The organism is Corallococcus carmarthensis (assembly GCF_003611695.1).
GTDB classification, from domain to species: Bacteria; Myxococcota; Myxococcia; order Myxococcales; family Myxococcaceae; genus Corallococcus; species Corallococcus carmarthensis.
The window spans coordinates 38,384-63,497 of sequence record NZ_RAWE01000024.1 but is presented as its reverse complement, the minus strand read 5'-3'; the positions used below and the strand labels follow the sequence as shown (position 1 = coordinate 63,497).

Genomic DNA, 25,114 nt, shown 5'->3' with positions numbered 1-25,114 from the left:
CCCATCATCATGGCACTGGCTCCCAGCTGTGTTTCAGATTCACCGTACGGCCCCGGCCCCGCGAGGCTCACCAAAGCAAGGGCAGGGCCAATCCACGTTCAAGGCCGCTCGCCCTGAAGCAACCCGTGAAGACGGCAAGTCTTGCCGCGATCCGGCGCTTCGGGCCGGCAAGAGTTGCCGTTGTTGGCTGGGTTTGCCGGTCGTGGACCTGTCCGTCCCCGGCATCCAGGAGCGCTACCGCGCTGGCTTCTCGCTGCTCCAGGACGCGGGGGACCCTCGGGTGCGTCTCATCTGACCGCGGTGGGGGACCAGAAGCCCGCCAGTGCTCCCGAGGCGTGGGCCTCCGTGTAGCGGCGCAGGTCCTCCGCGTTGTCCGCCTCCAGCCAGCCGGACGCGATGGGCACGGCGTGGACCTCCACTCCATCGGAGATGAGGTCCTGGAGGAAGGCCGTCATGGAGATGTTCCAGTAGCGCGGATCCTTTGCCACACGCTGGTCGAAGCGCTCCAGCAGCGCGTGCAGGACGCCGGGCCCGAACCGCAGCAGCCCGATGTACTGCCCCTGCACCGCCTCCACCGAACGCACTCGCGAGCCGATGTCCACGATGCGCTCGCCTTCGAGGCGCAAGGACTCGCAGTCGGTCGTGGGGTCCTCCATCCGCAGCTCCCAGAGACGGCGCCACTGCGTGTCGATGGCGACGTCCACGTCCCGGGACGCGGCGAGCATTCGCGCCAACACCTCGCGCGAGAAGACGATGTCCCCATAGGAGACGAGGACTGGCTCCGTCCGGGACACCACCGGCTGGCTGAAGCGCAGCGTGGAGACCATGTTGCCGGTGGTGTAGGCCGGGTTCACGACAACGCGCACGTCACGCCCCGCCTGCGTCAGCTCGGGATACGCGCCGGCCATCACCGTGACGTCCACGCCGAAGTGCTTGTAGACGGCCAGCTGATGGTCGAGCAGCGGGGCTCCCGCCAACTCCACCAGACACTTCGGCCGGTTCGCAGCGAGCGGCCCCATGCGGGTGCCCAGGCCCGCGGCCAGGATGATGGCTTTCACGGTTCGTACGCCTCCATGACTTCAAGGACTGCGGAAAGGTGATGGGGCTCACGCTCGGGGTGCCAGAGGATGCCCAGCGAACGCCGCGCCCGGTTCGCGAAGGCCTCCACCGCGCCGTCCTCCGAGCGCGCGAGGACGTCCCAGCCGTAGGGCAGGGAGTCCTCCGCCACGCCCCAGTGGTGGAAGCTCGCCACCTCCGCCGGGCCCTGCCACGCCTGGGCGAGGGGACCCGTCAGCACGTGGCGCACGCGCACGTGGCCTTCGACAGGCACCAGCCGCATCCCCGCGAAGCGCGCGAGCATCTGCGCGCCCCGGCACACGCCCAGCACCGGTGTCCGCGTCCGGGCGGCAAGCGACAGCAGGACCGACTCCGTCTCATCGCGCGCGGGAACGGCATCCGGTCCCGTCCCCGGAGCGTCGTTGCCTCCACTCAGGATGACGAGCCCCGGACGAAGGGCTTCGAACTGGGCGGCGGCCGCGGCGGCCACGTTCACCGCGGGGAACGGCACCCAGCCGGCCTCCCACAGGCACGAGGCCCAGGAGTCCTCGAGTGCGTCCCGCATCTCCGGACGCCCCGGGACACGGTCGCTGCGCTGGGTGATCAGGACCACGCGGCACTCACTCATGGACGAGCCTGCGCCCCCCGCAGTCCAGCGTCATCGCCCGCCCACCCGACAGCCGCCGGAACTGCTCCCGTCCCACGCCGATGGCGGCGGGCAACTGCAACTCGGTGCAGCGCACCGCCATGTGTGAGTTCGCGCCCCCGTACGCCGTGACGATGCCGGCGACGCCCAGCGCGAGCAGCCCGTCGTAGCCGGGGTCGGCGCGCTCCAGCAGCACGATGTTTCCGCGCACGCGCTCCGGGTCTGGCAGCCCGTCCGCGACCAGCACCGGCGCGCGCACGCACGCCTTGGTGACGAAGAGGGGCTGCTCTCCACTGCTCACGTGGAAGAGCAGGTGCGACGTGCGCACCAGGATGTCCGGCAGCTCGATGAGGTTGACGGCGGCGGCATGCTCGCGGGCCTCCTCCACGGCGTCGCGGCACCACGACCGGGCCTCGAGCGGCGGAAGCGTCAGGGCGGTCTCCACCTGCTCCAGTGACAGGTGCGCCAGGTCATCCCTGCTCAGCCCCAGCGGCTCGCCCCACTGCGCGAGGTGTTCGAGCACGCCGCTCAGCGTCTTCGTGAAGACGTGCTTGCCGTACTCGCGCCCCGCGATGCCCGCGCCCAGGTGCGCGAGAAACACCTCGCCGGTCATCGACAGGCCGGCGCTCCGCAGGCCCGCGCCCAGGCGCTCGTGGAGGCTCCGGGACAGCGGGGCCTCGTGCCTGAACGGTTCCTCCCCTCCGGAGATGAGCGGGCCGAAGTATCGCTCCGGGTCCGCGTCATAGCGGGGCATCCGGATGTCATAGGTCCCCGGGCGCAGGTGGCCGAACTCCGCGACGAGCGCCTCCAGGCCCAGCTCGCCCCGCCGCACGCGGAGCGCATCCGCTTGCAGCTGTCCCGCCACCGTCCGGATGCGCTGGAGCACTTCGCGCTGCTCGCTTGAATCCATCACTCCCTCGCGCACGAAGCTCTTGAGCAGCGCGGTCACCACGAACGCCGTCCGTGCCAGGTGCGCGAAGGGCAGGGTGCCCAACTGCCGCAAGCGCGCGAGGATGGGGCCGAGTCCGCCCTCGAAGCCCGGCGCGAACGGATGGGACCGAAGCCGCTCCACCTGCTCCACCTGCGCGGGGAGGTCGGAGAGCCCGCGGAGCGTGATGTCCCGCAGCGCGGTGGCCAGGGCGTCCAGCTCCCCTGCATCCAACGAGGACGCGTAGAGCCTCCGAAGCCGCTCGCGCAGGCCGAGGCTCGCGCATGTGTCCGCGATCTCGAACTCCACCTTGTCATGCAGCTCGGGGGCGTGGGCCAGCCGGGCCAGCTGCCGGGAGACCAGGGCCTCCGCCACGCGCGCCGGGGTGACGGCCGGGATGAAGGAGTTGAGAGAGGCGCGCACGTCCACGTAGGCGTGCCCCGCGAAGTCGCGCAGCAGGGGAGTGCCGCGCAGGTCGCGGTACCCGTAGGCCGCGCGCTGCTCCGCCCAGGTCCGGTCCGTGATCAGCCTGCCGTAGAGCGTGCGCGCGAGCGGAAGCGGGCGCCGGCCAATCATCTCCGCCGGGTTCCAGTCCGTCATCGTGCTGTAGACGGCCCCATCTCCGACGACAGGGGCCTTGGGCCGCAGCAGCGCCTGGTGCGCCGTGCAGGCATCCGCCAGCAGCATCGCCCGGCGGACCTCGCTTCCCTCCGGCAGCGACGAACCCTTGGCGATGGGGCGCACCTGGAAGAGGTGGAAGTCACCGCCCGCCAGCGCGAACTCGATGTCCAATGCCTCCACGCCAATGAGCTTCACCAGCTCTCGGCCCACGGTGACGACGCGACGGAGCGAGTCCGGTAACAGGCCCCGGGGCACGCCGTGCTCCACGTACGCGGAGGAGGGCTTCTCCAGGGCGCCGGATGTGATCTGATCCGTGCGCCCGCTGGAGACGTCCGACGCCACCACCCAGTACGAGGCCAGCGTCTCCGGGTGCCGCGCCATCAGCACGCCGCTCTCGCTCACGGGGTGGACGTAGGACTGGAGGAAGACCTTCTCCGCTCCAGCCCCCGGACCGTACGAAGCGAAGACGTCCGAGATGGCGCCGCCCACGGTCACGGCATCGCCCGCGTCCACGTCGAGCACTGAGAGGAAGCGACCCGCGTTCGATTCGGTCCACGCATCCTCCGCGGAGCAGGAGGAGCGCACCACGACGCGCTCGTTCCCGAAGCGCGCCTGTACACGCTGGAGCACGGCATCGCGGTCCCGGGCCCAGTCCTCGCCCTGCACGATGTGCGGACGGGAGATGCGCCACGGCCCGTGCAGCTCCGACAGGAGGTCGAGCGTGCGCGCCTTGTCCCCCAGCACGAGCCGGCCCACGGGCGCCAGGAGCTCGCTTGAGACCTCGTCCGCTTCCAGCTCGAAGCGGGCCACGTCTCCGGCCTGGGTCAGCCGGTCCGCCAGCGCGTCCAGGTCCCCTCCTTCCAGCGCCTCTCGTACCGCCTGGGTCCTTCCGACGATGAAGCGGCACTCCCCCCGCCAGGTCGCGATGACGGTGGGGGCCGCCTGGAGCAACACGCGGAGCGCGCGCGGACGCGGGAGCACCGTTCCCTTGAACACGAGCGTCAGCGGCACGCCGTCGTACGACTGGGCGAGCGTGCCGAGGACGCGCTCGGCCCAGAGCCACATGGAGGCGTGCACGGGGCCAACGCCACGGATGCGGCAGTCAGGAGAACTTCCAACCAGAGGGGTGAGGCGAAGCGTCGCGGCTTCGCGGTTCAGGGCTGTCACGGGCGACCTCGCACGAGCGGACGGGGTGCAGGGCGCGTGCGCGGCATCGCATTGTGGCCCCTGCCCACGTGTGGTGGATTCGATGCATGAGAACCTTCGCCACGGATGAGCGGCTGGCGTACCGCCGCGCGGGCAATGAGCTTCAGCCCCGCCCGTCCGAGGACCATGTCCTCTCCTACGAGTACCGGTTGATGCAGCTGCCGCTGGTGCGGCCCGACCACCCGGAGGCCGTGCCGTTTGACCTCAAGGCCGGCTACGACTGGCTGGGCACCTACCGCGCGCCCCGTGTCTCGCTGGTGGGCTTCGTGGACTTCGGTGCCTTCGCCCAGAGCCCCCAGTTCAACCGCTTCATGAACGCCGTGGCCATGACCGCCGCGGCGCGGAAGATTTCCTGGGAGACTGTCGAGCGGCGCAAATACAGACACCACTTCACCATCTGCAACGGGCTCCATGAACGGATGCCCATCGCGGACATCGTGCCCTTCGTGAAGCAGCGGCTGGAGGGCTTCCCCCGCTTCCGCATCCAGGTGAAGGGCGGCTGGTTCTGGGGCAAGAAGAACGGCCGCATCTACTTCCCCGTCTATCCGGAGCTGACGGACGGCCCGAACCCCGTGGACCACCTCACCGAGGTCCAGACGCGCCTGGGCCACTCGCTCCACCCGGGCTTCTACATCGGCTGTCTCCAGTTGATGGACCACCTGCGCTTCAACTCCGAGCTGGACGTGCACGAGGCGGATGAGCTCTTCGGCGTGCTGCAGCGCTTCCGGGAGACGACCCTCGTGGAGCTCGACGTGACCGAGCTCTCCATCCTGCGCACGCACGACGACCTCATCCTCAAGAGCCGGGTCCTCGAACGCGTGCCGTTGATGGGGTGACGGGTTCATTCGAACTCCTGGAGCGCGCTGCGCAGGAGCACGCGCTCGTAGGCGTTGCGGATTAGCGCCCCCAGCGGACCGATGAGCCGCGTGAGGTCCGTCTCGCGGTACAGCGCCGGGTGATGGAGCAGTTCCAGCACCGTGGCGCCAAGCGCTGGCTCCACGCGGTAGTCGAACATCCCGGGCCGGCGTGGATGCGAAAGCCCCGCCTGGACCGCGGCGTCCACCAGCGCCGCCTCGCGCGCCACGACGCGCAGGTACACCTCGCGGGACTCCGAGGGCTCGGAGCGGAGCCCCTCCAGTTCGTTCGCGGCCTCACGCCACGGCGCAACCAACTCCTCCGGCCAGGGGGCGACGAGCTCCACCTCCTCCGCGAGGCGCAGGCGGAGGCGGACCAGGAACTCCATGGGCGAAGGCCGCCACGCCCGCCCCACGACGGCCCCCGGCAACTGCTGGATGGCGGAGCCCGCGCGCCGGGTGGGACGTCCCTCTGACTCCAGGATCATGCGCAGCTCACGGGGATCGAACGCCGTGGCGGCCTCTTCAATCGTGGCGCGTGTGTCGTCCGAGGAATGCATGAGGCTCAGCGCGCGCGTCGGGGCTTGGAGCCGGCTTCGCAGGTGGAGCGGTGAGCGCTTGCGCGGATCCGCCGACCCCTTGAGCGACTTGAACGCCGCGCAGGCCGACCGGCCCGGGGTGCGGAGGATGAGCGCGCAGGAGGACTCCAGCAGGTACACCTCGCTCGGGACCGCCCATGTCTTGTCGAGCGCGATGGGACGGTTGGGGCTGTACACCGCCTCGATGCTGCTCTGCGTGTATTGGACGAAGCGCCGGTCCACGGCGCGGAAGCCCTCGCCCTCCAGGAACGCGAGCGCCTCTTCCGCGAGCCCGAGCCCGATGGCGTACGGGTCGAAGAACGTGAAGACGAACTCCTCGCTCCCCGGACGCGAGCCGAAGGCCTCCACGAGGCCAGACACACTGGGAAGGTTTCTCATGTGGGGTCTCCACTGCCGGGTTCCACGAGCCACAGCGCTTCTGAAGGCGCGAGCAGGACGTCTCCCTGCCCCTGACGCCCGCCGAGCAGGTCCTTCCACTCCCGGAACGGCACGGGGACGGACACGGGGGCCGCGCCGAAGTTCACCAGGACATGCAGGGGCTGACGGCCATGGCCTCGCGCCAGGTGCAGGACCCCGGGCGCTGGCATCCGCGCCTCGCAGCCGCGGTCCTCCCGCAGCGCGGGCGTCTGGTCGCGCAGGCGGATGAGGCTGATCATCGACTTCAGGATGAGTGCGTGCACCGGCTGCCGGACCCACGCACGCAGGGCGCCATCCGCGTAGCGGTGCCGGTTCGCGGCGCGGGGGTTGGAGGGTTCGACGCCCACCGCGTCCGGCAGCCCGAACAGCGTGGGGAAGTAGAGGCAGGGCGTGGCGGGCAGCGCGAAGAGCAGCGCGTGCGCGGCCAGGTAGCGCTCGACGTCGAGCCCCGCCTCAGTGGAGAAGATGCGATGCAGGGAGCTGTTGAGCTCGTACGGCCGCGCTTCGCCTCCCACGTCCGCGTGGGACACCCGGACGCCGGCACGCTCCATCCGCTCCATCACCCGCCGCAACGTGGGTGCGTCGAGCGGCGGATCCATGGGACGCAGGTGCACGCCGTCATGCGTCTGGAGGAAGGCGTAGCCGTCACGGCCGTGCGCATCCGCCGCGGACGCGTTCACCCAGTCCACCAGCGGACCGGACTCGCCCGCGAGCGCCGCCGCGAAGACGAGCAGCGGCACCGCGAGGTGGTTGTCGTGCTGCGCCAGCTCCTCCCCCAGGTAGCACCGCGCTCCGGAGCGGTGGTCCGTCTCCGCGAGCAGGCGCACCGAAGGGTCCACCAGGTCGGCCACGGCGCGCAGCGCGCGCACCAGCAGCTTCGCCTCCGGCTGGTGCGGACCTCCGGGGACGCGCTTCCACACGTGGGGAATGGCATCCAGGCGCACGACCCGCGCGCCTGCCTCCACCAGCCGCAGCAGTGTCTCCGCCATGGACAGGAAGACGTCCGGCGAGCCGTGGTTGAGGTCCACCTGTGAGCGCCCGTACGTGCACCACGCCCAGACCGCGCGGGTCCCCGTATCGAAGCGCTGGAGGATGGAAGAGGTCCGCACCCGCGTGCCCCATTCGATGGCCCGTGGCTCGGAGAAGAGGTGGAAGTCCCCGGGCCGTCCCTCCCCGCGCAGCACGTCCCGGAACGCCGGGTGAGACGTGGACACGTGGTTCATCACCAGGTCGAGCATCAGCCCGCCGCCCACCTCCGACAGCCGCTCCAGGTCCTCCCATCCCCCCAGGCGCGGATGCACGGCCTGGTGGTCCACCACCGCGAAGCCGTCATCCCCGTCCGACACATAGGGCGGCAGCACATGCAGCAGGGCCGGCCCCACACCGCCCACCTCTTCTTCGAGGAAGCGCCGCAGCGCCGCGAGCGGAGCCAGGCCCCCGTCGAGCACGTGGTCCGGGTACACGGCGATGACCGCGGGCCGCGCGTGCACCGCCGCGCGCCCGGGCTTCAGGCGCGCGCGGACGCCCTCCGCCGCTGGGGCCAGCTCCCGGACGAGCGCCTCCGCGCGCTCCGTTCCGTAGAGCTGTCCCAGCGCGTCTCCCAGCCGTGCCCTCGCGGGGGCGTGGACTGGGGTCGCCGTGTTCCCGGAGGTGCTCATCCCTGGTGCTCGATGACGTAGTCGATGCTGCCCTGGAAGAACTCCACCGCGCGTGCCAGCTCTGGCTCCGTCGACATGCGTTTGGCCATGCGCTGGTGGAGCGCCTCGATGCGATTGAGGCATTCCCCCAGCGGCCCCGTCGCGCAGTCCGCGTGGATGGAGAGCCCCTCCGCCAGCAGGCCCCGGTCCACCTCACCAGCGGTGGCCATCGCCTTGCGCGACTCGATGAGCAGCCACTTGCGCGCGGCGCTCGTCACCCCCAGGGTCGCGAGGATGGAGACGAGCCCCTCCTCCACCGCGATGCGCGCCACGTGCCGGCTGGACTCCTCGCTGACGGCGCGGTGGCCGATGGCGTCCTCCAGGTACTCGTGGACCTCCATGAAGTGCCGCACGGTGAGGTAGGTGGGCAGCAGCTCCACCAGGAACTCGTCCCGCCAGCTCGCCACCAGGCTCGGGTTCATCAGCGGAAGCCCCGTGCGCAGCCGGTGCAGGAAGCGCAGCTCCGGGCCGTCGATGATGGGGATGAACTTCAGCTCGGACGGCTTGTAGAGCGCCGGCGCGATGGCCGTCATCCACGTCATGATCTCCGCGACGCGGCCACGCTCCGCCAGCTCGATGTTGACCTCGATGCCGTCGCAGTACTGGAGCGCTTCACTGAAGCGGCTGTTCTTGAAGCGCACGCCCTCCTTCGTGGAGATGAGCGACGTGCGGTGTGGCACCAGCACCATCAGGTCCACGTCCGAACTGGGCGTGCCATTGCCGGCCGCGAGCGAACCCGTCAGCAACACGCCGCACGAGGCGGGGTCGCTGACCAGCTCCGACAGGATGCGTTCGACGTCCACGCCGTGGGCGCGAAGCGTCTGCGTGGTGAGCGGTTGACCACTGGAAAGCTGATGCGTGCGTTTCATGATGCCACCTTCCCCCGTCCCTCTTGGGACAGCTGCAAGTCCGAGAAAACGTCCGCGCACGCGTCCGCGACGGTGCGCACCATCTGCTCCTCATGCGTCCGCATCACGCTCAGGCGCAGCAGGCCGTGGCCCGCCGGGACGGCCGGGTGGATGACCGGGTTGGCGTAGATGCCCCGATTCCACAGCAGCCTCCACGCCTGGAGCGTGTCGAAGTCCGCGCCCACCTCCACGCTGACGATGGGACCGTCCGACGGAATGGGCCGCAGCCCGCGCGCGGCCAGCGCCTCGCGCAGCGAGCGCACCCGTTCCTTCAACTGGGCCACCAGCCCCGGATCCTCTTGGAGGATGCGCAGGGCGGACAGCGCCGCGGCCACGGAGGCCGGCGTGTTGGCGGCGGTGAAGAGGAAGGGCCGCGTGAGGACGCGCAGCGCTTCAATCTGATCCTTGTCCCCGATGATGGCGCCGCCGCAGGAACCCAGGCTCTTGGAGAAGGTGATGGTGATGAAGTCCGTGTCCTGGACGACGCCGTCCTCCTCCACGGTGCCCAGCCCCCGCGCCCCCACCGTGCCCAGGCCGTGCGCTTCGTCCACGACGAGCGCCAGCCGCGTCTCGCGGCACACCTCCAGGAACCGGCGCAGCGGGGCCCGGTCTCCGCGCATGGAATAGACGCCTTCCACGACGCAGAGACCGGAGGCGGTGTCGTCCTTCGCCTGGGCCAGCAGGTGCTCCGGGTCGTTGTGGCCGAAGCGCTTCATGTTCGCGCGCGCCAGCCACACCCCGTCCAGGACAGAGGCGTGCATCTCCTCGTCCACCCAGGCGCGGTCATTGCGGCCCAGGAGCGAGCTCATCAGGCCCAGGTTGGCGCCGTAGCCGGTGGAGAACACCATGGCGCCGGTGCGGCCATAGAAGCGCCGCAGGGCGTCCTCCAGCTCTTCGTGGAGCGCCAGGTTGCCATTGAGCAGGCGCGAGCCCGTCACGCCCGCGCCCCAGCGGGCCGAGGCCTCCTGCGCGGCGGCGATGACGCGAGGGTCGTTCGCGAGCCCCAGGTAGTTGTTGGAGCCGAAGTTGAGGATGTCCCGGCCCTCCATGCGGGTGATGGGGGCGGTGGCCGACTCCACGCGCGTGAAGTAGGGGAGGCGGCCAATGCGCTTGCCCAGGCGGGCCTGCGCCACGCGCGGGTCTCCGAGCAGCCGCTGGATGACGGGTGCCCGAGGGCGGCCCGCCGTGTCTTGTTCAGGTCGTGTCATGTTTTGGGTTCCGGAAGTCGAACGCCAGGCTCGCGGCGGTCGCGCAGACAGCGGTGAAGGTGAGGATGACGGCGGTGCTCTGGAGCACGACGCTCCAGCGGCCCTGGCCGAAGGTGGCTTCGTTGAGCGCGCGCAGGGCCCAGTAGTGCGGCGTGGCGTAGCCGAGCGTGCGAGACCAACCCGGCAGGGCTTCGGTGGCGACGATGGCCCCACCCACCGCGCTGAACGTCACCAGCACCAGGTAGGAGAGGTTGGACAGCGTGGCGGTGCTGCGTGTGATGGCGAAGAGGAGGAAGCCCAGGGCCGAACCGCTGGTCACCAGCGCCGCGCCGGTGAGGGCTATCTGGAGGACGTCGCCGTTCAGCGGCAGGCCCAGGAACACCGCCGCGAAGCCCGTGAAGAGCAGCAGTTGCACGAACGACATCGCGCACGCGGGCAGCACCTTGCCCATGGCGAACGCGAGCCGGGAGGGGCGGATCAACGCCTGCCTGCCGTCGGTGTGGTACCAGAAGTCCCGGTAGAAGGCGTGACCGGAGTAGGTCACCACCATGTAGCTGAACATCACCGCGAAGCCGATGGTGGCCCGGCCCATGGCGCCCGGGACCGCGTCGAGCCCCGACACCGCCGGGCCCAGGATGGCGGAGAGCACCGCGGGCAGGATGAAGATGAACACCATGGCTGTGCGCTCGCGTGCGAGCACCCGCCACTCCGTCAGTGCGTAGCAACGCACCACGTTGACAAAGCCCGCCACGCCGCTGGGCGCGGAGGCGTCACTGGAAGCGATGTCTTGATTCATGGCCCTTCCGACTCCCGGGCGAAGGCGCTCAGGGACGGGTCCCTCAGCAGGATGTCGCGGAGCCGGTTGCCGGAAAGGCGCAGCTCGGACAGGTGGACATCGGAGGGGACCTCGCCCAGCTTCGAGCGGACCTCCTCCAGGCTGCTGGTAGCGAGCGTGAGCTCCCACGAAGCATCGGCGGGCGGAGACACGGGACGCGCGCCACGCAACGACAGCGTGCGCGCCTGGCTCGACAGGACCGTTCCCAGTGCGCCCAGGTCGCGCGTCTTTCCGTCCCGCAGCAGCACCAGCTCCGTGGACAGCTCCTCGATGTCCTCGGGGTAGTGCGCGGTGACCAGCACCGCGGCGCCCTCCTCGCGCCAGGCGCGCACCCGGCGCACCACCAGCTGGCGAGCCTCGAAGTCGAGCGCGACGGTGGGCTCATCCAACAACCGGATGGGCGGCGCATGGACGAAGCTCGCCGCCAGGTGCACGAGCCGCCGCTGCCCCCCTGACAGGTGATGCACGCGCGTGCGGGCAATGGGACCCAGCGCGAACTCCTCCAGGGTCCGCTCGATGGCGGCCTTCGCCTCCCCGCGCCCCAACAACAGCCGGGCCAGGTGCCCGACGTTCTCCTCCACCGTGAGCACGGGATAGAGCGCGATGGCCTGCGTCGCGAACCCGATGGCACGGCGCGCGGGCAGCCCTCCCACGTCCAGCCGCACCGAGCCGCCCGTCGTTCCCCGCAGGGTGCCGGTGAGCGCCCCCAGCAGCGTCGTCTTGCCCGCGCCGTTGGCCCCAAGCAGCCCCACGGATGTTCCTCCCTTCAGGTGCAGGGAGACATCGCGGAGCACGGGCGTCCCCGGGGTGAAGGCGAACGAAAGCCGCTCCGCGGAGAGCAGGACGGTTCCGTGCGCGGTCCCCATGGATTGACGAAGACGCCCAGGTGTTTTGATTGGATCCTGAAAATCTGCTTTTTCAGGAAAAGTGTTTTTGTCGGTCATCGTCGGGATGACCTTCTACAGAGATGGTCTGACATCCAGCGTCAGCACCCCGCGTCGAAGATGACGCGGCCGTACTCGTCACGGAGTGCGCATGGAAAGCCTTCCCAATCTCATACGTCCTGCTCGCCTCCGCGGTGTCGCATGCGACAAGAAGTCGGAGCCTGCTCTCGCGCCGGAAGCGAAAGCGGCGTCACCGGTTGCGGGAGGCACCGCGACCCAGGCGGTCGCGAAGCCATCGGGTCGCGCGGCCAGGCGGGGTCGCAGGTTCAAAGCCATCCAGAGGGTCGCCAGGGATGGATCTACTCAACGACCGTTGCCGGGGTGCGCAGGCGGATGGCGAGCGCGCGGCAGCTGGCGTCGGGCTCTGTGTCGGAGGGTGGGGCCCACGCTCCCAACGAGTGGTAGAGCCTGCCCTCGCGCCGCTCCAGGTAGAGGATCATGTTGAGGGGCCAGCCGCTGCCCTGGAACAGATGCCGGTCCATGGGCGTGGGCTCCTGGCTGACGCGCAGGCCGCGCTCGTGGGGCGGGCCGATGCGATGCCAGTCCGGGTGCAGGTGGATGGAGCCGAGCACCTCCAGCCCTTCTGCCTCGGCCTCGGTGGTGATGCGCAGCAGTTCGTGGGGCTCACACCAGAAGCCGCGCCGCCCGTTGGCATAGCAGGCGCCGAAGCGGGGGATGATGGTCGCGTCGAACTCCTGGAGCACGCTGTCATCCGTCTCGCGGATGTTGGCGGCGAAGCCCACGCGCTCCACGTGCATCGCGTCGTCCGTGAAGCGCCCCAGCAGCACGGCCCAGCTTCGGGGCGGCAGCTCCGGCGTGCACGCCGTGTACTCCCGGATGGCGTCCGCGAGGAAGCCCGACAGCGCCTCCGGATCCATCAACACGACGTCGGAACTCATTCGCCGGACTCCGGCGTGGGCGTGCGGAAGCGGCCCGTGGCCCGGTCCTCGCGCAACTGGGTGATGAGGTGGCGGGCCATGCGCTCCTCGAAGGCCGCGGCGCTGTCCGGCGTCCACGGGTAGAAGCCCTGGCCCGTCTTCAGGCCCAGCTCGCCCTGGTCCACCTTCTTCTCGAGCACCGGCGGCACCGGACGTCCGGAGCCGCGCAGGACACCGGTGATGAAGTCCAGCCCCACGAGGTCCATCCGGTCGAAGACGCCGGACGCGCCCAGGCGCCGCCCGATGCCCTGGGTGAGGACGCGGTCCACCATCTCCGGCGTGGCCACACCCTCCTGAACCAGCCGGAAGGCCTCGCCGATGAGCGCCTGCTGGAGGCGCGGTCCCACCGAGCCCGGCACGTCCCGTGCGAACACCACGGGCGACTTGCCCAGCTCCTCGAGGAATCGCCGCACCGTCTCCACCGCGCCGGGCGAGGTCTTCTCTCCGGGGATGACGTCCACCAGCGGCACGAGGTGCGCGGGCAGGTAGTAGTGCGCGGAGAGGACGCGCTCGGGCCGCGCGCAGTCGCGGGCAATGGCCGTCACGCTCAGCGCGGTGGTGTTGGTGGCGAGCAGGGTGTCCGGCGATGCGAGCCGGTCCAGCTCGCGGAAGAGTTGCTGCTTGAGCGCCAGGTCCTCGGGGATGGACTCGATGACCAGGTCCTGGTCCACGGCGGCCTCGGCGAGCACCGTGGTGCGCCGGATGCGCGCGACCGCGGCGGTGCAGCGCTCCGCGGCGAGCAACCCCGTTTCCACCAGCAGCGCCGCATCGCGCTCCAGCTTCACGCGCGCCGCCTCGCTGCTGTCCGCGCTTCTGTTGAAGAGCACCACCTGCCTGCCTGCGATGGCGAGCTCGAGCGCGATGCCGCACCCCATGGCTCCACCACCGACAACGCCAACCCGCATCAGCCGCTTGTGTCCCATGCGGCGAAAGCGTGGCGTTCCGCCGCACGCATGGCAATCACTTGAATGGTGGCTGCAATTGTCCAGGGCCCATGCGTGACGCGCCGTGCCTTTTCACGAGCCAGGGAGGGGCACGCGCTCATCCACATCATCTAGGGCACGGGCTTGGGGACCGGCTTCACGTCGGTGTTCTGGCCCGCGACGATGCGCCACTGCTTCTGGGTGCGCTTGAGCACATACCGCATCTGCGTGCGGAGCAGCCCCTCCTCGGTGTTCTGCACTCCCGGTGGGAGGCCCGTGTGGCCGGTGACCTCGTGCGTCGTGTCCACCACGGCGGTGTCCTCGCTGGGGAAGCGGATCTTGCGCACGGTCACTTCGGCGTGGCTGGCCTTGAAGATGCTCGCGAAGATGGCGGCGTGGCGCGTTTCAATCTCCGCGCGACCCTGGAACACCGTGCCGACGATGTTGATGAAGTCGGCGTCGTCCGCGAAGTCCCGCGTCCAGGCCGTCGCGTCGTGGGCGTTCCAGGCCTCGGTCTGCGCCTTCACCAGCTGGCGGAGGTCCTGCTCGTCCTGGGCATGATCAGCGGGCGTGCACGCCGTGGACACCAACACCAGACTCAGCGCCGCGACGACTGCGAAAGAAGAAGAGCGTGTCATGGCCGCAGTCTGCCATGAGGAAGCCCGCGCTCACGGGTCCCAGCGCACGCGGTAGGCGCAGGCGTGGCCGTCGAAGTTGAAGGGTTCGACGCGGACGTGCTTCGCGCCGGCCCGGGTCAGCCCCGCTTCGATGATGCCCATCAGGTAGCCCGGGTTGCCGTTGCACTCGCTCACCCGGATGGTGTGGTTCGCGCGGCCGTGGGTGATGAGCTCGGTCTTCAGATAGTTGTTCACCGTGGCGAAGCTCTCCTGCATGCGGGAGAGGACCCGGTCAGGCCCGAAGATGGGCCACAGCGACACGAGCGCCTTGCCCAGCAGCGTGTGCTCCAGCCCGGTGATGATGCCCGTCCCGAGCCGCCGGTAGCCCTCCTGTGCATCCAGCTCCGGATAGAGGTATCGCGCGGTGATGGCCAGCGCCTCCGCGAAGACACGGCGGGGCGTGTGGTGCGGAAGCTTCACGTCCAGGTCCAGGCCAATGGCGCGCAGCCGGTCCTTGAGCTCCGGCGTGAGGCGCTTCCCCACGGAGCGCAGGAACAGCCCCTCGATGGCATGGCGATAGACGATCTCTTCACTCAACGCGGCACCCATCCCCTGCGGCCGTCCCACCGGGACAGGACGTGCGGGAGCATCCCTGGATTGCCCCTGCAATGCACTCGCGCACGGCGTGAAGGCACGGGTGGAGCGGGCCCACGGTTCCCTGAAGTAGGATCACACCGTCCGTGAAATACACAGGAGCCACCATGAAGCTGATATCGAGCAGTGCCATCGTGACGGGAGCGGGGCAGGGCATTGGATTGGGAATCGCCGCGCGCCTCATGCGGGACGGAGCCAACGTCCTCCTCTTCGGGCGGACCCCGGAGAAGGTGGAGGCGGCCGCCAGCGAGCTCAACCGGGTGATGGAGGGGCGCGCTCGGGCCGTGCCCTTCGCGGGAGACGTGGTCCGCGCGGAGGACGTGGCGCGGGCCATCGAGGTGGCCACGCGTGAGTTCGGCCTCCCGGGGATCCTGGTGAACAACGCCGGGTCGGCCACCCTCCGCCCGCTCCTCGAGCTGCCGGCGGAGGAGTTCGACCAGATCCTGGCCATCAACCTCAAGGGGCCCTTCCTGTTCACCCAGGCACTCGCGAAGGCGCTCGTCGCCGCGAAGCAGCCGGGCTCCATCGTCAACATCTCCTCGTTGAATCAGACGGCCGTGACGGACGGGCTCGCCCACTACTGCGCCTCCAAGGCGGGGCTCGCGAACTTCTCGAAGGTCGCGGCTTCGGAGCTGGGGCGGTACGGCATTCGTGTGAATGTCGTGGCCCCGGGAGCCATCCGCACGCCCCTGGCCGAGGGGGCCGGCCTCATGAAGGGCGCCATGGGGCGGGAGTTCCTCGCCCACACGCCGCTCGGAAAGCCGTGTGGCGAGCCGGAGGACGTGGCGAAGGTGGTGTCGTTCCTCTGCAGCGACCTCGCGTCGTGGATCACCGGCGACACGCTCGCCGTCGATGGTGGCAATCACATTCGCGGGCTGCACAGCTACGCGGACACCCTGGGCCTCACCCGTCCCGTGGAAGGCTGAGCCTTCCCCTGCTCGCGGTCCCCGGACGCCTGCCTGCCCGCGGGTGTCCGTCACGGCGGCTTCTGGCGGAGGCCCGCGATAGGATGGACGGGTGACGTCCAATTCCGGCCTGAATGACGGCTACGTGTACCGCGAGCAGATTGAAGCCGGCGCCGGGCGCAGTGCGCTTGCCTACCTGACGGACACGTACCGCCACTCCTCCGAAGCGGAGTGGCGCGCCCGCTTCCTGCGCGGTGAGGTCCAGCTGGATGGCGTCACCGCGACCGGCGACGAAGTGCTGCGCGCCCGCCAGGTGCTCTGCTGGCACCGCCCGCCCTGGCAGGAGGGGGAGACGCCGGACAGCTTCGAGCTGGTGCTCGAGGACGAGATGCTTCTCGCGGTCATCAAGCCGAGCGGGTTGCCGACGATTCCCTCGGGCGGCTTCCTCAAGAACACGCTGCTCTCGTTCGTGAGGAAGCGCTGGCCGGAGGCCTCGGCGCTGCACCGCCTGGGGCGGGCGACCTCGGGGCTCGTGCTCTTCTCCCGCACGCGCGAGGCGGCCGCGCGCCTCTCGCGCGACTGGCGCGAGGGCGACGTGGAGAAGCGCTACCGCGCGCTCTCGGATGGGCTGGCGGCGCAGGATCACTACGACATCCGTGCGCCCATCGGGCTGGTGCCCCATCCCCTGCTGGGCACCGTGCACGGGGCGAACCCCCAGGGCAAGGCGTCGAGCAGCAGCGCCCGGGTGCTGGAGCGGCGTGCCGGCCACACGCTCTTCGAAGTGCACATCCACACGGGGCGTCCCGAGCAGATCCGCATCCACCTGGCGTTCATCGGCCACCCGCTCGCCGGAGACCCGCTGTTCGCCGCGGGGGGGCTGCCACGCGAGCACTCGCCCGGCCTGCCTGGAGACGGTGGCTACCTGCTCCACGCGGAGACGCTCGCCTTCACCCACCCGCTGTCGGGGGAACGCCTGCGGTTGCACGCGCCACCGCCTCTCGGGCTGAGGACCCCCGGGGACTGACGTTCCCTTCCCACGCCCCGCTTCTCGGGATCCGCGGCACGTGACGCCAATGACCGCCAGCCCGCACTCGGGCTGGTCCTTGGGCCAATTCTTACGCTGGCTCCCTGTTTCCACCTTCGTCCCGGTTCCGACCCGCCCGAGAGGACTCGGGTGCATCGGTCGGCCCTGCACGCCCACCGTTCGGTGAGCACGCGGTCAGAAGACAAACAGGATGGGGGCAAGATGAAGAAGATGAAATGGGCGCTGGGGTTCTTGTCGCTGCTCGCAATCACTGGCTGCGAGGACGATGACGCCTACTACGACCCGTACTACTACGACTCCGCCTATTACGATCCGTACTACGGGTCGTACGACGCGGCGTGGAGCTACGCCTGGGTCGATCCGGTCTACAGCTATTGGTATTACAGCATTGGCAGGGTGCTGCCTCAGTCCACCGGCAGCGGGCAGCCTCAGGCCCCCGTCGACGTGAACGCGGCGGCCGCACAGCTCGCGGCGAACGCCTCATCCACCTTCACACCCGCCGGGTGCGCCACCGCCACCGCGTCGGGCGCGACGGTGAACTACACCTTCAACAACTGCGCGGCGCCGGTCGTGATCCAGCAGATCTCCGGCAACGTGCAGCTGGTGCTCGCGGACAACCAGGGGCAGCTCTCCATCAATGCCACCTCCTCCAACCTCACCATCAACGGAGCGCCATTCAACCTCTCCATGCAGATCGCCGGCGCCCCTCCCAACGGGAACCAGCGCCAGGTGACCATCACCTCCAACAGCTTCTCGCCGGATCGCTTCGACACGAGATCGTCCCAGAGCACGCTCACGTGGGTGGCGGGCAGCGGGTGCTTCACCCTGGACAGTCAGTCGACGGGCACGCGCAACGGCCTCACCTCGACGACGTCCGTCTCGGGCTACCAGCGCTGCGCCAACCAGTGCCCCTCGGCGGGGTCGGTGACGACGCAGACGAGCGACGGGACGTTCTCCTCGTCGTTCAACGGATCCAACAACATCACTGTCACCGGGCCGAACGGCAACACCCAGTCGTATTCACTGGACTGCTGAGCTCCGGGCGCCGCAGGGGCGGGCGGGGGCGTTCGGCTCCCGCCCGCCCCAGGCGCCTGCCTGCCGTTGCTCTTCACGACGCGTGTCCGAACCCTCGGAGCGCGCGACCCCCTGCCTGCCTCTCCAGACAGATGGAACGCGCATGACGATATTGCGTTCATGCCGCGGCTCGTCATGAGCCGGGTTTCAACTGATTCGGAGCGCATCCACTGCGCGAGGAGGGACACCCGTGCTGAATACCGAAGCCGTTGGCGAACCCCTGCTTCACCTGGACAGCCGACGCCTGCTGGCCGAAGCCCGGCGGGCCATCCCGGAAGCCTTCGACGCCCAGGGGCGGCTGCTCTCACCCATCGCAGGAAGGTGGATCCAGCCGCCTGCCTGGTTCAATGCCAGCTCACCCATCGACGGCAGCGTCATCGCGGAGCTGCCGCTGCTCGGTGCCGCCCAGGTGGCCGCGGGCGTCGAGCAGGCAGCGGCGGAGTTCGCACCCTGGGCGGCCCGTCCGCTCGAGGACCGCGCCCGAGCCGTCGTGGAGGCGGTGGTGCTGCTTCACGCGCACCGGGACCTGCTCGTGCGGATCCTGGCGTGGGACATCGGCAAGACGCTGCCCACGGCCTCCAACGACGTGGACCGGTGTCTCGCGGGCATCGCATGGTACCTGGAACGGATGGGCCCGATGCTCGACGGCCGGAAGCCGCTCGGCCTCGTGTCGAACATCGCCTCCTGGAACTATCCCTTCTCCGTGCTGCTGCTCAACGTGCTCGTGCAGGCGCTCTCGGGCAACTCGGTCATCTCGAAGATTCCGACCCAGGGCGGCGGTGTCTCACTCACGCTCGCCTTCGCCCTGCTGCGCCGTGCGGGCCTTCCCGTCTCGCTCGTCGGCGGGCGCGGCAGGGACCTCTCCGAGGCGCTCGTGGGCCACCCGCGCATCGCGGGTGTCGCCTTCATTGGCGGCCGCGCCAACGGCGCGGAGGTCCACCGCCGCCTGCGCGAAACGGACAAGCGCTACGCGCTGGAGATGGAGGGCGTGAACGCCTACGCCATCACGCACTTCACGGATTGGGACGCGCTCGCGAAACAGATTCGAGCGGGCTTCGACTTCGGCAAGCAACGCTGCACGGCCTACACCCGGTGGGTCGTCGAAAAGTCGCTCGTCCCGCGGTTCGTCCGGACGTACGTCGACACCGTGTCGGCGCTGCGCGTGGGCAATCCGGTCCTGGGCGCGCACGTGGACTTCGGGCCGCTCATCTCCCCCAGCAAGGCGGAGGAGCTCCGAACCCTCATCGCCGAAGCGCAAGCGCTGGGCACGGCGGTGCTGCATCAGGGCGAGCTGGCGGAAGACGCCTTCACCTCGCGACAGGAGCGGGGCGCGTACCTGCCGCCCGTCCTGCTCTTCGGCGTCCCGCGCGACAGTGAGCTCTACCTGCGCGAGCCCTTCGGTCCCGTCGATGTCCTGGTGTCGGTGGACTCCGAGAAGGAGCTGGTGCGGGAGGCCAACGTCTCCAACGGCGCGCTCGTGGCCTCGGTGGCGACGGACGACCCCGAGCTCGCCCAGCGCATCGCCTCGCGGCTCCACGCCTTCAAGGTCGGCATCAACGCACTGCGCTCGCGCGGTGACCGCGAGGAGTCCTTCGGCGGCAGGGGAGGCTCGTGGGCGGGCGCCTTCGTCGGCGGCACCCACCTGGTGCGCGCCTTCACCGGCGGCCCCCATCCTCTCGAAGGCAACTGGCCGGACTGAAGCCGGCCCAGCGCGTCGCCAGGAGCCGTCCCCCAGCGGTCCGGGGGGTTCAAGTCATGCGTCGTGCCCGGGCGTCCTGGCGGCGCCCGGGCCGGGCGGGACCGCGGCGTTGCCTCCGTTGTTGCGCACCGGGGGGGCGGTGTTCCGGATGGCCACATCCTCCAGGGTGGCGAAGGTGCGGAAGGCCCACCAGGCCAGGTTGAACCACGGCGGGCGGGACATCCTGCCTGTCACGGCCACCTCCGCCGCGCCCGCCACCGCGAAGCCCAGGGCCGCCAGCGCGCCCAGGTCCATGCGCCCCTCGGTGGCACGCAGCAGGTCCAGGTTGACGCCCTTGAAGAACTGACTGGCCGCGCGCGCCACGCCGCTGCCCTCCGAAAGGGCCCGCAGCAGCGCCCCCTCCTCCTCGGCGGGCTCCTCGCCGGGGCGCAAGACCTCGTCCACGCCGGTGCGCCGGCGCACCTCCTCCAGCACGCCCTCGACGCCCAGGTCCTGGGGGGCGTGGATGCACAGCACGCTGCCGGTGTAGGGCCGCACCTGGACCTCGTGCATGCCCTCCACCCGCATCAGCCCGTCCGCCAGGGACGTGGCCTGCTTCGCGTCGTGCCGCAACCACGGCAGCCGCAGGCGCGTGCGCCCCGGAGAGGCGTGGATGACGTAGATGGCTCGCGGCATGTCCACTCCCTAGGCCTGGGCCTCGCCCACCGGGCGCGTGCGCTCGCTGCCGCGGGCGCGGGCCTTCGCCTCGGCCAGCAGGTCCTCGAGGTCCTCCTGCTTCATGGCGGCGCGCGCGGCCACACTGTCGACGAACCGGTAGGCCGCGGTGGCCACCTCCATGAGGAGGGGCCGCAGGTGCTTGCCCAGCAGCATCGTGCCCGCTCCCGCGCCATAGCCCATGAGAAAGGATGGAAGGTCGAACTTCACGGCGTTGCCTCCGGAGGGGAAGTTGCATCAGTCACAGGCCTTGCCTCGCGGCGCCGCACCTGGCCGCTCCACGCGGGCACCGTGCCCATCAGGGCCGGCAGGACGAGGCCCACGGCCAGCCCGCCGAACGTCAGCGCCGTGGGCGCCGGAAGGCCCAGCACCCGCCGCAGCGGGGGGAGGGTGAGCGCCGCCACGTGCACGGCCGCGGCCCCTCCGATGAAGGCGGGGAGGCGCCACTCGCCGTCCGCGGGCAGATGGCGCCGCGTCTGCCTTGGCGCCCGGCACACGGCCGAGTAGCCCAGCTGCACCGCGGTGAGCGTCCCGAAAGCCAGCGGCGGCCCGCCCAGCGCCAGCCCCAGCCCTCCGACGCCCGCCATCAGCGCTCCGTCCCGCACCACGCGCCGCACCGCCGGGCGCGTCAGCAGCGGCATCCCTGGCGGCGCGGGCGGCCGGTCGAGAACGGCCGGGTCTCCCGGCTCCATGGCCAGGGCGATTCCCGGCAGCGTGTCCGTGAGGAGGTTGATCCACAGCAGCTGCAGCGGCGTGAGCGGTTCCTGAAGCCCGAGGAGGCCCGCGCCCAGCACCAGCGTCATCTCCGAGAGGTTGGTGGCGAAGAGGAAGCGCAGCGCGCGGCGCAGGTTGTCCTGGACGATGCGGCCCTCGCCCACCGCGGACATGATGCTGCGCAGGTCCTCGCTGGACATCACCACGTCGGCCACCGCGCGCGCCATGTCGCTGGAGCGCACGCCCACCGCCACGCCCACGTCCGCCGCCTGGAGCGCCGGGGCGTCGTTGATGCCGTCTCCGGCCATGGCGACGATTTCTCCGTGCGCGCGCAGCGCCTTCACCAGATCCCGCTTGTTCTCCGGCGTCACGCGCGCCAGCACCGCCGTGCGCTCGAGCCTCCGTGCGAGCTCGTCGCCCGGCAGCTCGAGCATCCGCGCCAGCGTCCCCGGCGTGAGCGTGTCGCCCTCCAGCCCCACCTGCCGGGCGATGGCCTCGGCCGTGCGGGGCTGGTCTCCCGTCAGCAGCACCGTGCGGATGCCCGCGCCGCGCGCCTTGCGCACCGACTCCGCCGCGCCCTCTCGAAGCGGGTCTCTCAACCCCACGAAACCGATGAAGGTGTAGCCGTCCGCGGGCGCGTGTCCTCCGTCTCCGGGAAGCCTCCGCCATGCCAGCCCCAGCACCCGCAGCCCGTCCGCCGCCAGCGCGTCGTTGCGCCGCGCCAGCCGCTCCCGCGTGCGCGCGTCCAGCGGCCCTTTCAGGTCCCGCTCACACAGGGTCAGCACCTGCTCGGGGGCCCCCTTGACGAAGGCCACCATGCCGTAGCCGGGCGCGCGGTGGACGCTCACCACGTAGTGGATGCCCTCGGAGCGCTCGAGGAGGTGGCAGCGAGGGAAGGCGCGACGCAGCGCGGCCCCGTCCATCCCCGCGGCGTGCGCGGCGTCCACCAGCGCCTTCTCCGTGGAGCTGCCGGACACCGCCAGCTCCTTGCCGTTGCGGTGGACGTCCACGTCGCTGTTGAGCAGCCCCAGCGCCAGCGCCAGCGTGGGTGGGTCCTCCAGCACGGCGTCGGGCCTCGGGCGCAGCGAGGACAGGTCCAGGGCCCCGTCCCCCAGGTCCAGCACGTCCAGCCGCATCTCGTTGCGGGTGAGCGTGCCCGTCTTGTCGGTGCAGATGACGGTGACGCCTCCGAGCGCTTCGGCGGCGGAGACGCGCCGCACCACCAGGCCGCGCGCGTACAGCCGCTGCATGGCGCGCACCAGCGCCGCGGTCGCCACCAGGGGCAGGCCCTCTGGCAGCGCCGCCACGCCCAGCGCCACCGCGCCGCGCAGCACCTGGGCCCCGGAGCGGCCGTGCGCCAGCCCCACCAGGGCGGACAGCCCCGCCGCGCCCACGGAGGCCACCGCCACGCGCCGGTCGAGCTGGCCCAGCTTGCGCGTCAGCGGCGTGGGGGGCGCGGACTCCTGGGCCACCAGCTCCCGCACGCGCGCCTGCTCCGTGTCCGCCCCGGTGGCCACCACCAGGGCGCGCCCATGTCCCGACGCCACCGAGGTGCCCGCGAACAGCAGGGACGTCCGCTCCGCCAGCGGCGCCCGCGCATCCACGGGCGCCGCCTGCTTGGCCTGCGGCTCGCTCTCGCCGGTGAGGGGCGCCTCGTCCGCGGAGAGCCGGTGCGCGTCCAGCACGCGCACGTCCGCGGGCAGCACGTCCCCCGCGCGCAGCAGCACCACATCCCCGGGCACGAGCTCCGCCGCCGGCACCATGAGGAGGACGCCGCCGCGCAGCACCTGCGCCGCGCCCGCCTCCAGCTTCTGCCAGGAGGCGAGCATCTCCTGGTTGTGGCGCTCGATGCGGTAGCCGATGCCCGCGTTGAGCCCCACCACCGCGAGGATGGCGGTCGCCTCCACCCCGTCTCCGGCCAGCGCCGAGGCCCCCGCCGAGCCCGCCAGCAGCAGCGTGGGCACGGTGGCCAGTTGCGAGCCCAGCATGGACAGGCGCGAGCGCGGCTTCTCCGTCACCACCAGGTTGGGGCCGTAGTGCTTGAGCCGCCGCGCCGCCTCCTCCGAGGTGAGTCCCTGGTCCGTGCCGTCCAGCCGGGCCAGCACCGCCTCCACCGTCATCGCGTGCCACGGCTCCCGGGGCGCGCTCCGCGTGCCCCGCACCGGGCGGGCCTGGTGCGGGGCGGGCCAGGCGACCGGCTCGTCGGGTTGCTGGAGCAGCCGGGCCAGCAGCGGGGCCTCCGGCGCGTAGCGCACCAGCAGGCGGCCGGTGCGGGGCTCCGCGCTGACGTCCTGGATGCCGGGCCAGGTGGCGAAGGTGCGCTCCAGCCGCTCCCCGAGGACGCGGTTCCACTGCAGGCCGGGGATCTCCAGACGCAACCGCCGCGCCGCGGTCGAGTGGCGGACCACCCTCGCGGGCGCCGCCTGTCCGTCCATGAGGAACACCACCATGCGCCGCCCCCCGACCTGGCCTGAGAGGTGGGAATGGCGGCCCGTCCGGACAAGGCGGCCCGGCGCGCCGGGGGAAGATGATGGGGTGACACCCGCGCGCTGGCCGTTCCACCTGTCAACACCCCGCTCGACCTCCAGGGCCTGGAGGCAGGGCCTGGAGGGAAGGGGTGGGGGCTCAGTGGAGGCGCGCTGGCGTCTCCTGGGCCTTCGCCGCCCGTGGAGCCCGCGCGCCCTTGCGGCCGGCCGGCTTGCGTGCGGGCCGCGTGGCGGCTCTCGCCGGGGCGGCGAACGCGTGGGTCACGCCCTCCGTGCGGTAGCGCCGCGCCAGCGTGTCCAGGTGCCCGCTGTCCATGGAGGTGTGCAGGGCCTCCGCGGCCTTGCGCAGCAGGTCCCGCTCGGGGGCGGACACGGTGAGGTCCGCGGCGGAGAGCTGGTTCAGCGACCACATCAGGACCTCGCGCGCCCTGGCCGGCGCCGAGCGCAGGCGCTTGAGCCACGCGGAGGCATCCTCCACGAAGCGGTCCGTGGTCTCCCGGCGCCGTGACGGGGTGAGCCGGGCGAGCTGGTGGGCGAGCACGGCGGACTCCTCCTCCCTGAGGCGGCCGTCGGAGACGAAGAGGAACCAGGCGCTCTCCAGCAGCAGGCTCACGGCCTCCGGGGCCACGCGGCGGATGGCGGTGTCGGCGTCCTCCAGCGCGCGGCGCAGCCGCACGTACCCCAGCACGGACCCGCCCAGCCGCCGGGTGCGCCGCCAGTTGGCCACGGAGGACGTCACCACGTTCAGGAAGGGCACGAGGTTGCGCGACACGCTCTCGCCCAACAACTTCGCCCCCAGGTCCTCGCCCAGGTCGGTCGCCTTCGCCCGCGCCAGGTGCTCCACGCGCCCCAGGCCGAGCGGGTCCTCCTCCGCGTCCTCGTCGTGTGCTCCCTGGCCGCGGGTGATGGCGTAGAGGCGCGAGAAGTCGGAGGGGTCCTCCGGGTCGAAGCGCACTTGGAACGCGCTGGCCAGGTCACACGCCATCCGCAGGTTGATGAGGGCATTCACGACCATCTCCGTCGTGACGGCCAGCCCCGCGGCGGGGATGCCCACCACCAGCCCGGGGACGCCCGCGTCCACTGAGACCGCGGTGATTCCGGAGGTCACCGAGCCGCTCCCCGCGCCGGAGAGGAAGGCGGCCCCGCAGGCGCGCCGGATGATGGCTTCGGTGGTGTCCGCTCCTGTCCCCTTCGCGGCGGCGGCCCGGTGCAGCCGGTGCGCGTCGTAGTGCCGCAGGTAGGTGGCCAGCAGCTTGGTGAACCAGCGCCCCGTGCGCAGGTCCCTGGGGGAGAGCTCGTGCGTCAGCGCCCCTACCAGCTGCCAGGAGCGCTGGAGGAGCGCCGCCCCTTCCCCGCGCTCTCGTGGAGCCAGTTCCATCGTCTCCGTCATGGTGCCTCCTCGAGGACTGGCCCCATCAGGGCCGGC

22 protein-coding genes are annotated in these 25,114 nt (G+C 71.0%); 5 read left to right on the top strand and 17 right to left on the bottom strand.

Annotated features, from left to right (window positions below):
* Positions 1–287: 287 nt before the first annotated feature.
* The 3 genes from D7X32_RS09840 to D7X32_RS09830 are packed head-to-tail and all read right to left on the bottom strand — an operon-like array spanning position 288 to position 4,328.
* Positions 288–1,058 (bottom strand): phosphocholine cytidylyltransferase family protein, encoded by a 771-nt coding sequence (locus D7X32_RS09840; protein WP_120602259.1) that lies wholly within the window; start codon positions 1,056–1,058, stop codon positions 288–290.
* The gene (locus D7X32_RS09835; protein WP_158625650.1) at positions 1,055–1,669 is read right to left on the bottom strand and encodes a gamma-glutamyl-gamma-aminobutyrate hydrolase family protein; all 615 of its coding nucleotides are present in this window, start codon (positions 1,667–1,669) and stop codon (positions 1,055–1,057) included. The genes D7X32_RS09840 and D7X32_RS09835 overlap by 4 nt, the downstream gene beginning before the upstream one ends.
* Before the next feature lie 7 nt (positions 1,670–1,676).
* Entirely contained in the window at positions 1,677–4,328 is a 2,652-nt protein-coding gene (locus D7X32_RS09830; RefSeq protein ID WP_120602257.1) for a PEP-utilizing enzyme, read from the bottom strand.
* A 176-nt stretch (positions 4,329–4,504) separates the two neighbouring features.
* Here D7X32_RS09830 and D7X32_RS09825 point away from each other — a divergent pair, with 176 nt between their 5' ends.
* Positions 4,505–5,293 (top strand): hypothetical protein, encoded by a 789-nt coding sequence (locus tag D7X32_RS09825; RefSeq protein ID WP_120602256.1) that lies wholly within the window; start codon positions 4,505–4,507, stop codon positions 5,291–5,293.
* A 5-nt stretch (positions 5,294–5,298) separates the two neighbouring features.
* On the opposite strand, the gene D7X32_RS09820 is transcribed toward D7X32_RS09825, so the two are convergent.
* From D7X32_RS09820 to D7X32_RS09775, 10 genes are all read right to left on the bottom strand, one after another.
* A complete protein-coding gene (locus tag D7X32_RS09820) occupies positions 5,299–6,288 on the bottom strand; it encodes a nucleoside-diphosphate kinase (RefSeq protein ID WP_120602255.1) in 990 nt (329 codons plus the stop codon).
* Complete coding sequence (locus D7X32_RS09815) at positions 6,285–7,985, bottom strand: alpha-amylase family glycosyl hydrolase (protein WP_120602254.1); 1,701 nt, start codon at positions 7,983–7,985, stop codon at positions 6,285–6,287. The genes D7X32_RS09820 and D7X32_RS09815 overlap by 4 nt, the downstream gene beginning before the upstream one ends.
* Positions 7,982–8,893, bottom strand: a complete 912-nt coding sequence (locus D7X32_RS09810; RefSeq protein ID WP_120602253.1) for a nucleotidyltransferase domain-containing protein — start codon at positions 8,891–8,893, stop codon at positions 7,982–7,984. Before D7X32_RS09810 ends, D7X32_RS09815 begins: the two co-directional genes overlap by 4 nt.
* Complete coding sequence (locus D7X32_RS09805; RefSeq protein ID WP_120602252.1) at positions 8,890–10,140, bottom strand: aminotransferase class I/II-fold pyridoxal phosphate-dependent enzyme; 1,251 nt, start codon at positions 10,138–10,140, stop codon at positions 8,890–8,892. The genes D7X32_RS09810 and D7X32_RS09805 overlap by 4 nt, the downstream gene beginning before the upstream one ends.
* Complete coding sequence (locus tag D7X32_RS09800) at positions 10,127–10,936, bottom strand: ABC transporter permease (protein ID WP_120602251.1); 810 nt, start codon at positions 10,934–10,936, stop codon at positions 10,127–10,129. The genes D7X32_RS09805 and D7X32_RS09800 overlap by 14 nt, the downstream gene beginning before the upstream one ends.
* The gene (locus D7X32_RS09795; RefSeq protein ID WP_158625649.1) at positions 10,933–11,841 is read right to left on the bottom strand and encodes an ABC transporter ATP-binding protein; all 909 of its coding nucleotides are present in this window, start codon (positions 11,839–11,841) and stop codon (positions 10,933–10,935) included. Before D7X32_RS09795 ends, D7X32_RS09800 begins: the two co-directional genes overlap by 4 nt.
* Positions 11,842–12,218: 377 nt before the next feature.
* Positions 12,219–12,818 carry an MPN domain-containing protein gene (locus D7X32_RS09790; RefSeq protein WP_120602249.1) on the bottom strand — a complete coding sequence of 200 codons (600 nt, stop codon included), beginning with the start codon at positions 12,816–12,818 and terminating at the stop codon, positions 12,219–12,221.
* The gene (locus D7X32_RS09785; protein WP_279635570.1) at positions 12,815–13,762 is read right to left on the bottom strand and encodes a 3-hydroxyacyl-CoA dehydrogenase family protein; all 948 of its coding nucleotides are present in this window, start codon (positions 13,760–13,762) and stop codon (positions 12,815–12,817) included. The genes D7X32_RS09790 and D7X32_RS09785 overlap by 4 nt, the downstream gene beginning before the upstream one ends.
* Positions 13,763–13,911: 149 nt before the next feature.
* Positions 13,912–14,418, bottom strand: a complete 507-nt coding sequence (locus D7X32_RS09780; RefSeq protein ID WP_120602247.1) for an SgcJ/EcaC family oxidoreductase — start codon at positions 14,416–14,418, stop codon at positions 13,912–13,914.
* Positions 14,419–14,448: 30 nt separating this feature from the next.
* Positions 14,449–14,994, bottom strand: a complete 546-nt coding sequence (locus D7X32_RS09775; protein ID WP_244238932.1) for a DUF2378 family protein — start codon at positions 14,992–14,994, stop codon at positions 14,449–14,451.
* A gap of 164 nt (positions 14,995–15,158) precedes the next feature.
* On the opposite strand from D7X32_RS09775, the gene D7X32_RS09770 reads away from it, so the two are divergent.
* The 4 genes from D7X32_RS09770 (at position 15,159) to D7X32_RS09755 (ending at position 19,774) form a co-directional block, all read left to right on the top strand.
* Entirely contained in the window at positions 15,159–15,977 is an 819-nt protein-coding gene (locus D7X32_RS09770) for an SDR family NAD(P)-dependent oxidoreductase (protein ID WP_120602245.1), read from the top strand.
* Positions 15,978–16,068: 91 nt separating this feature from the next.
* Positions 16,069–16,980, top strand: a complete 912-nt coding sequence (locus tag D7X32_RS09765) for an RluA family pseudouridine synthase (RefSeq protein WP_171446304.1) — start codon at positions 16,069–16,071, stop codon at positions 16,978–16,980.
* Between the two features lie 222 nt (positions 16,981–17,202).
* Entirely contained in the window at positions 17,203–18,036 is an 834-nt protein-coding gene (locus D7X32_RS09760; RefSeq protein ID WP_120602244.1) for a hypothetical protein, read from the top strand.
* Between the two features lie 229 nt (positions 18,037–18,265).
* The gene (locus D7X32_RS09755; RefSeq protein WP_120602243.1) at positions 18,266–19,774 is read left to right on the top strand and encodes an aldehyde dehydrogenase family protein; all 1,509 of its coding nucleotides are present in this window, start codon (positions 18,266–18,268) and stop codon (positions 19,772–19,774) included.
* Between the two features lie 54 nt (positions 19,775–19,828).
* Here the strand turns inward: D7X32_RS09755 and D7X32_RS09750 are convergent, their stop codons facing one another.
* From D7X32_RS09750 to D7X32_RS09735, 4 genes are all read right to left on the bottom strand, one after another.
* Complete coding sequence (locus D7X32_RS09750; RefSeq protein WP_120602242.1) at positions 19,829–20,449, bottom strand: HMA2 domain-containing protein; 621 nt, start codon at positions 20,447–20,449, stop codon at positions 19,829–19,831.
* 9 nt (positions 20,450–20,458) lie between these two features.
* Positions 20,459–20,698 carry a hypothetical protein gene (locus D7X32_RS09745; protein WP_120602241.1) on the bottom strand — a complete coding sequence of 80 codons (240 nt, stop codon included), beginning with the start codon at positions 20,696–20,698 and terminating at the stop codon, positions 20,459–20,461.
* Positions 20,695–23,652, bottom strand: coding sequence for a cation-translocating P-type ATPase (locus tag D7X32_RS09740; protein WP_120602240.1), 2,958 nt, complete (start codon positions 23,650–23,652; stop codon positions 20,695–20,697). The genes D7X32_RS09745 and D7X32_RS09740 overlap by 4 nt, the downstream gene beginning before the upstream one ends.
* 175 nt (positions 23,653–23,827) lie before the next feature.
* Positions 23,828–25,078: a tellurite resistance TerB family protein gene (locus D7X32_RS09735; protein ID WP_120602239.1), complete on the bottom strand. Its 1,251-nt coding sequence runs from the start codon at positions 25,076–25,078 to the stop codon at positions 23,828–23,830.
* Positions 25,079–25,114 lie beyond the last annotated feature (36 nt).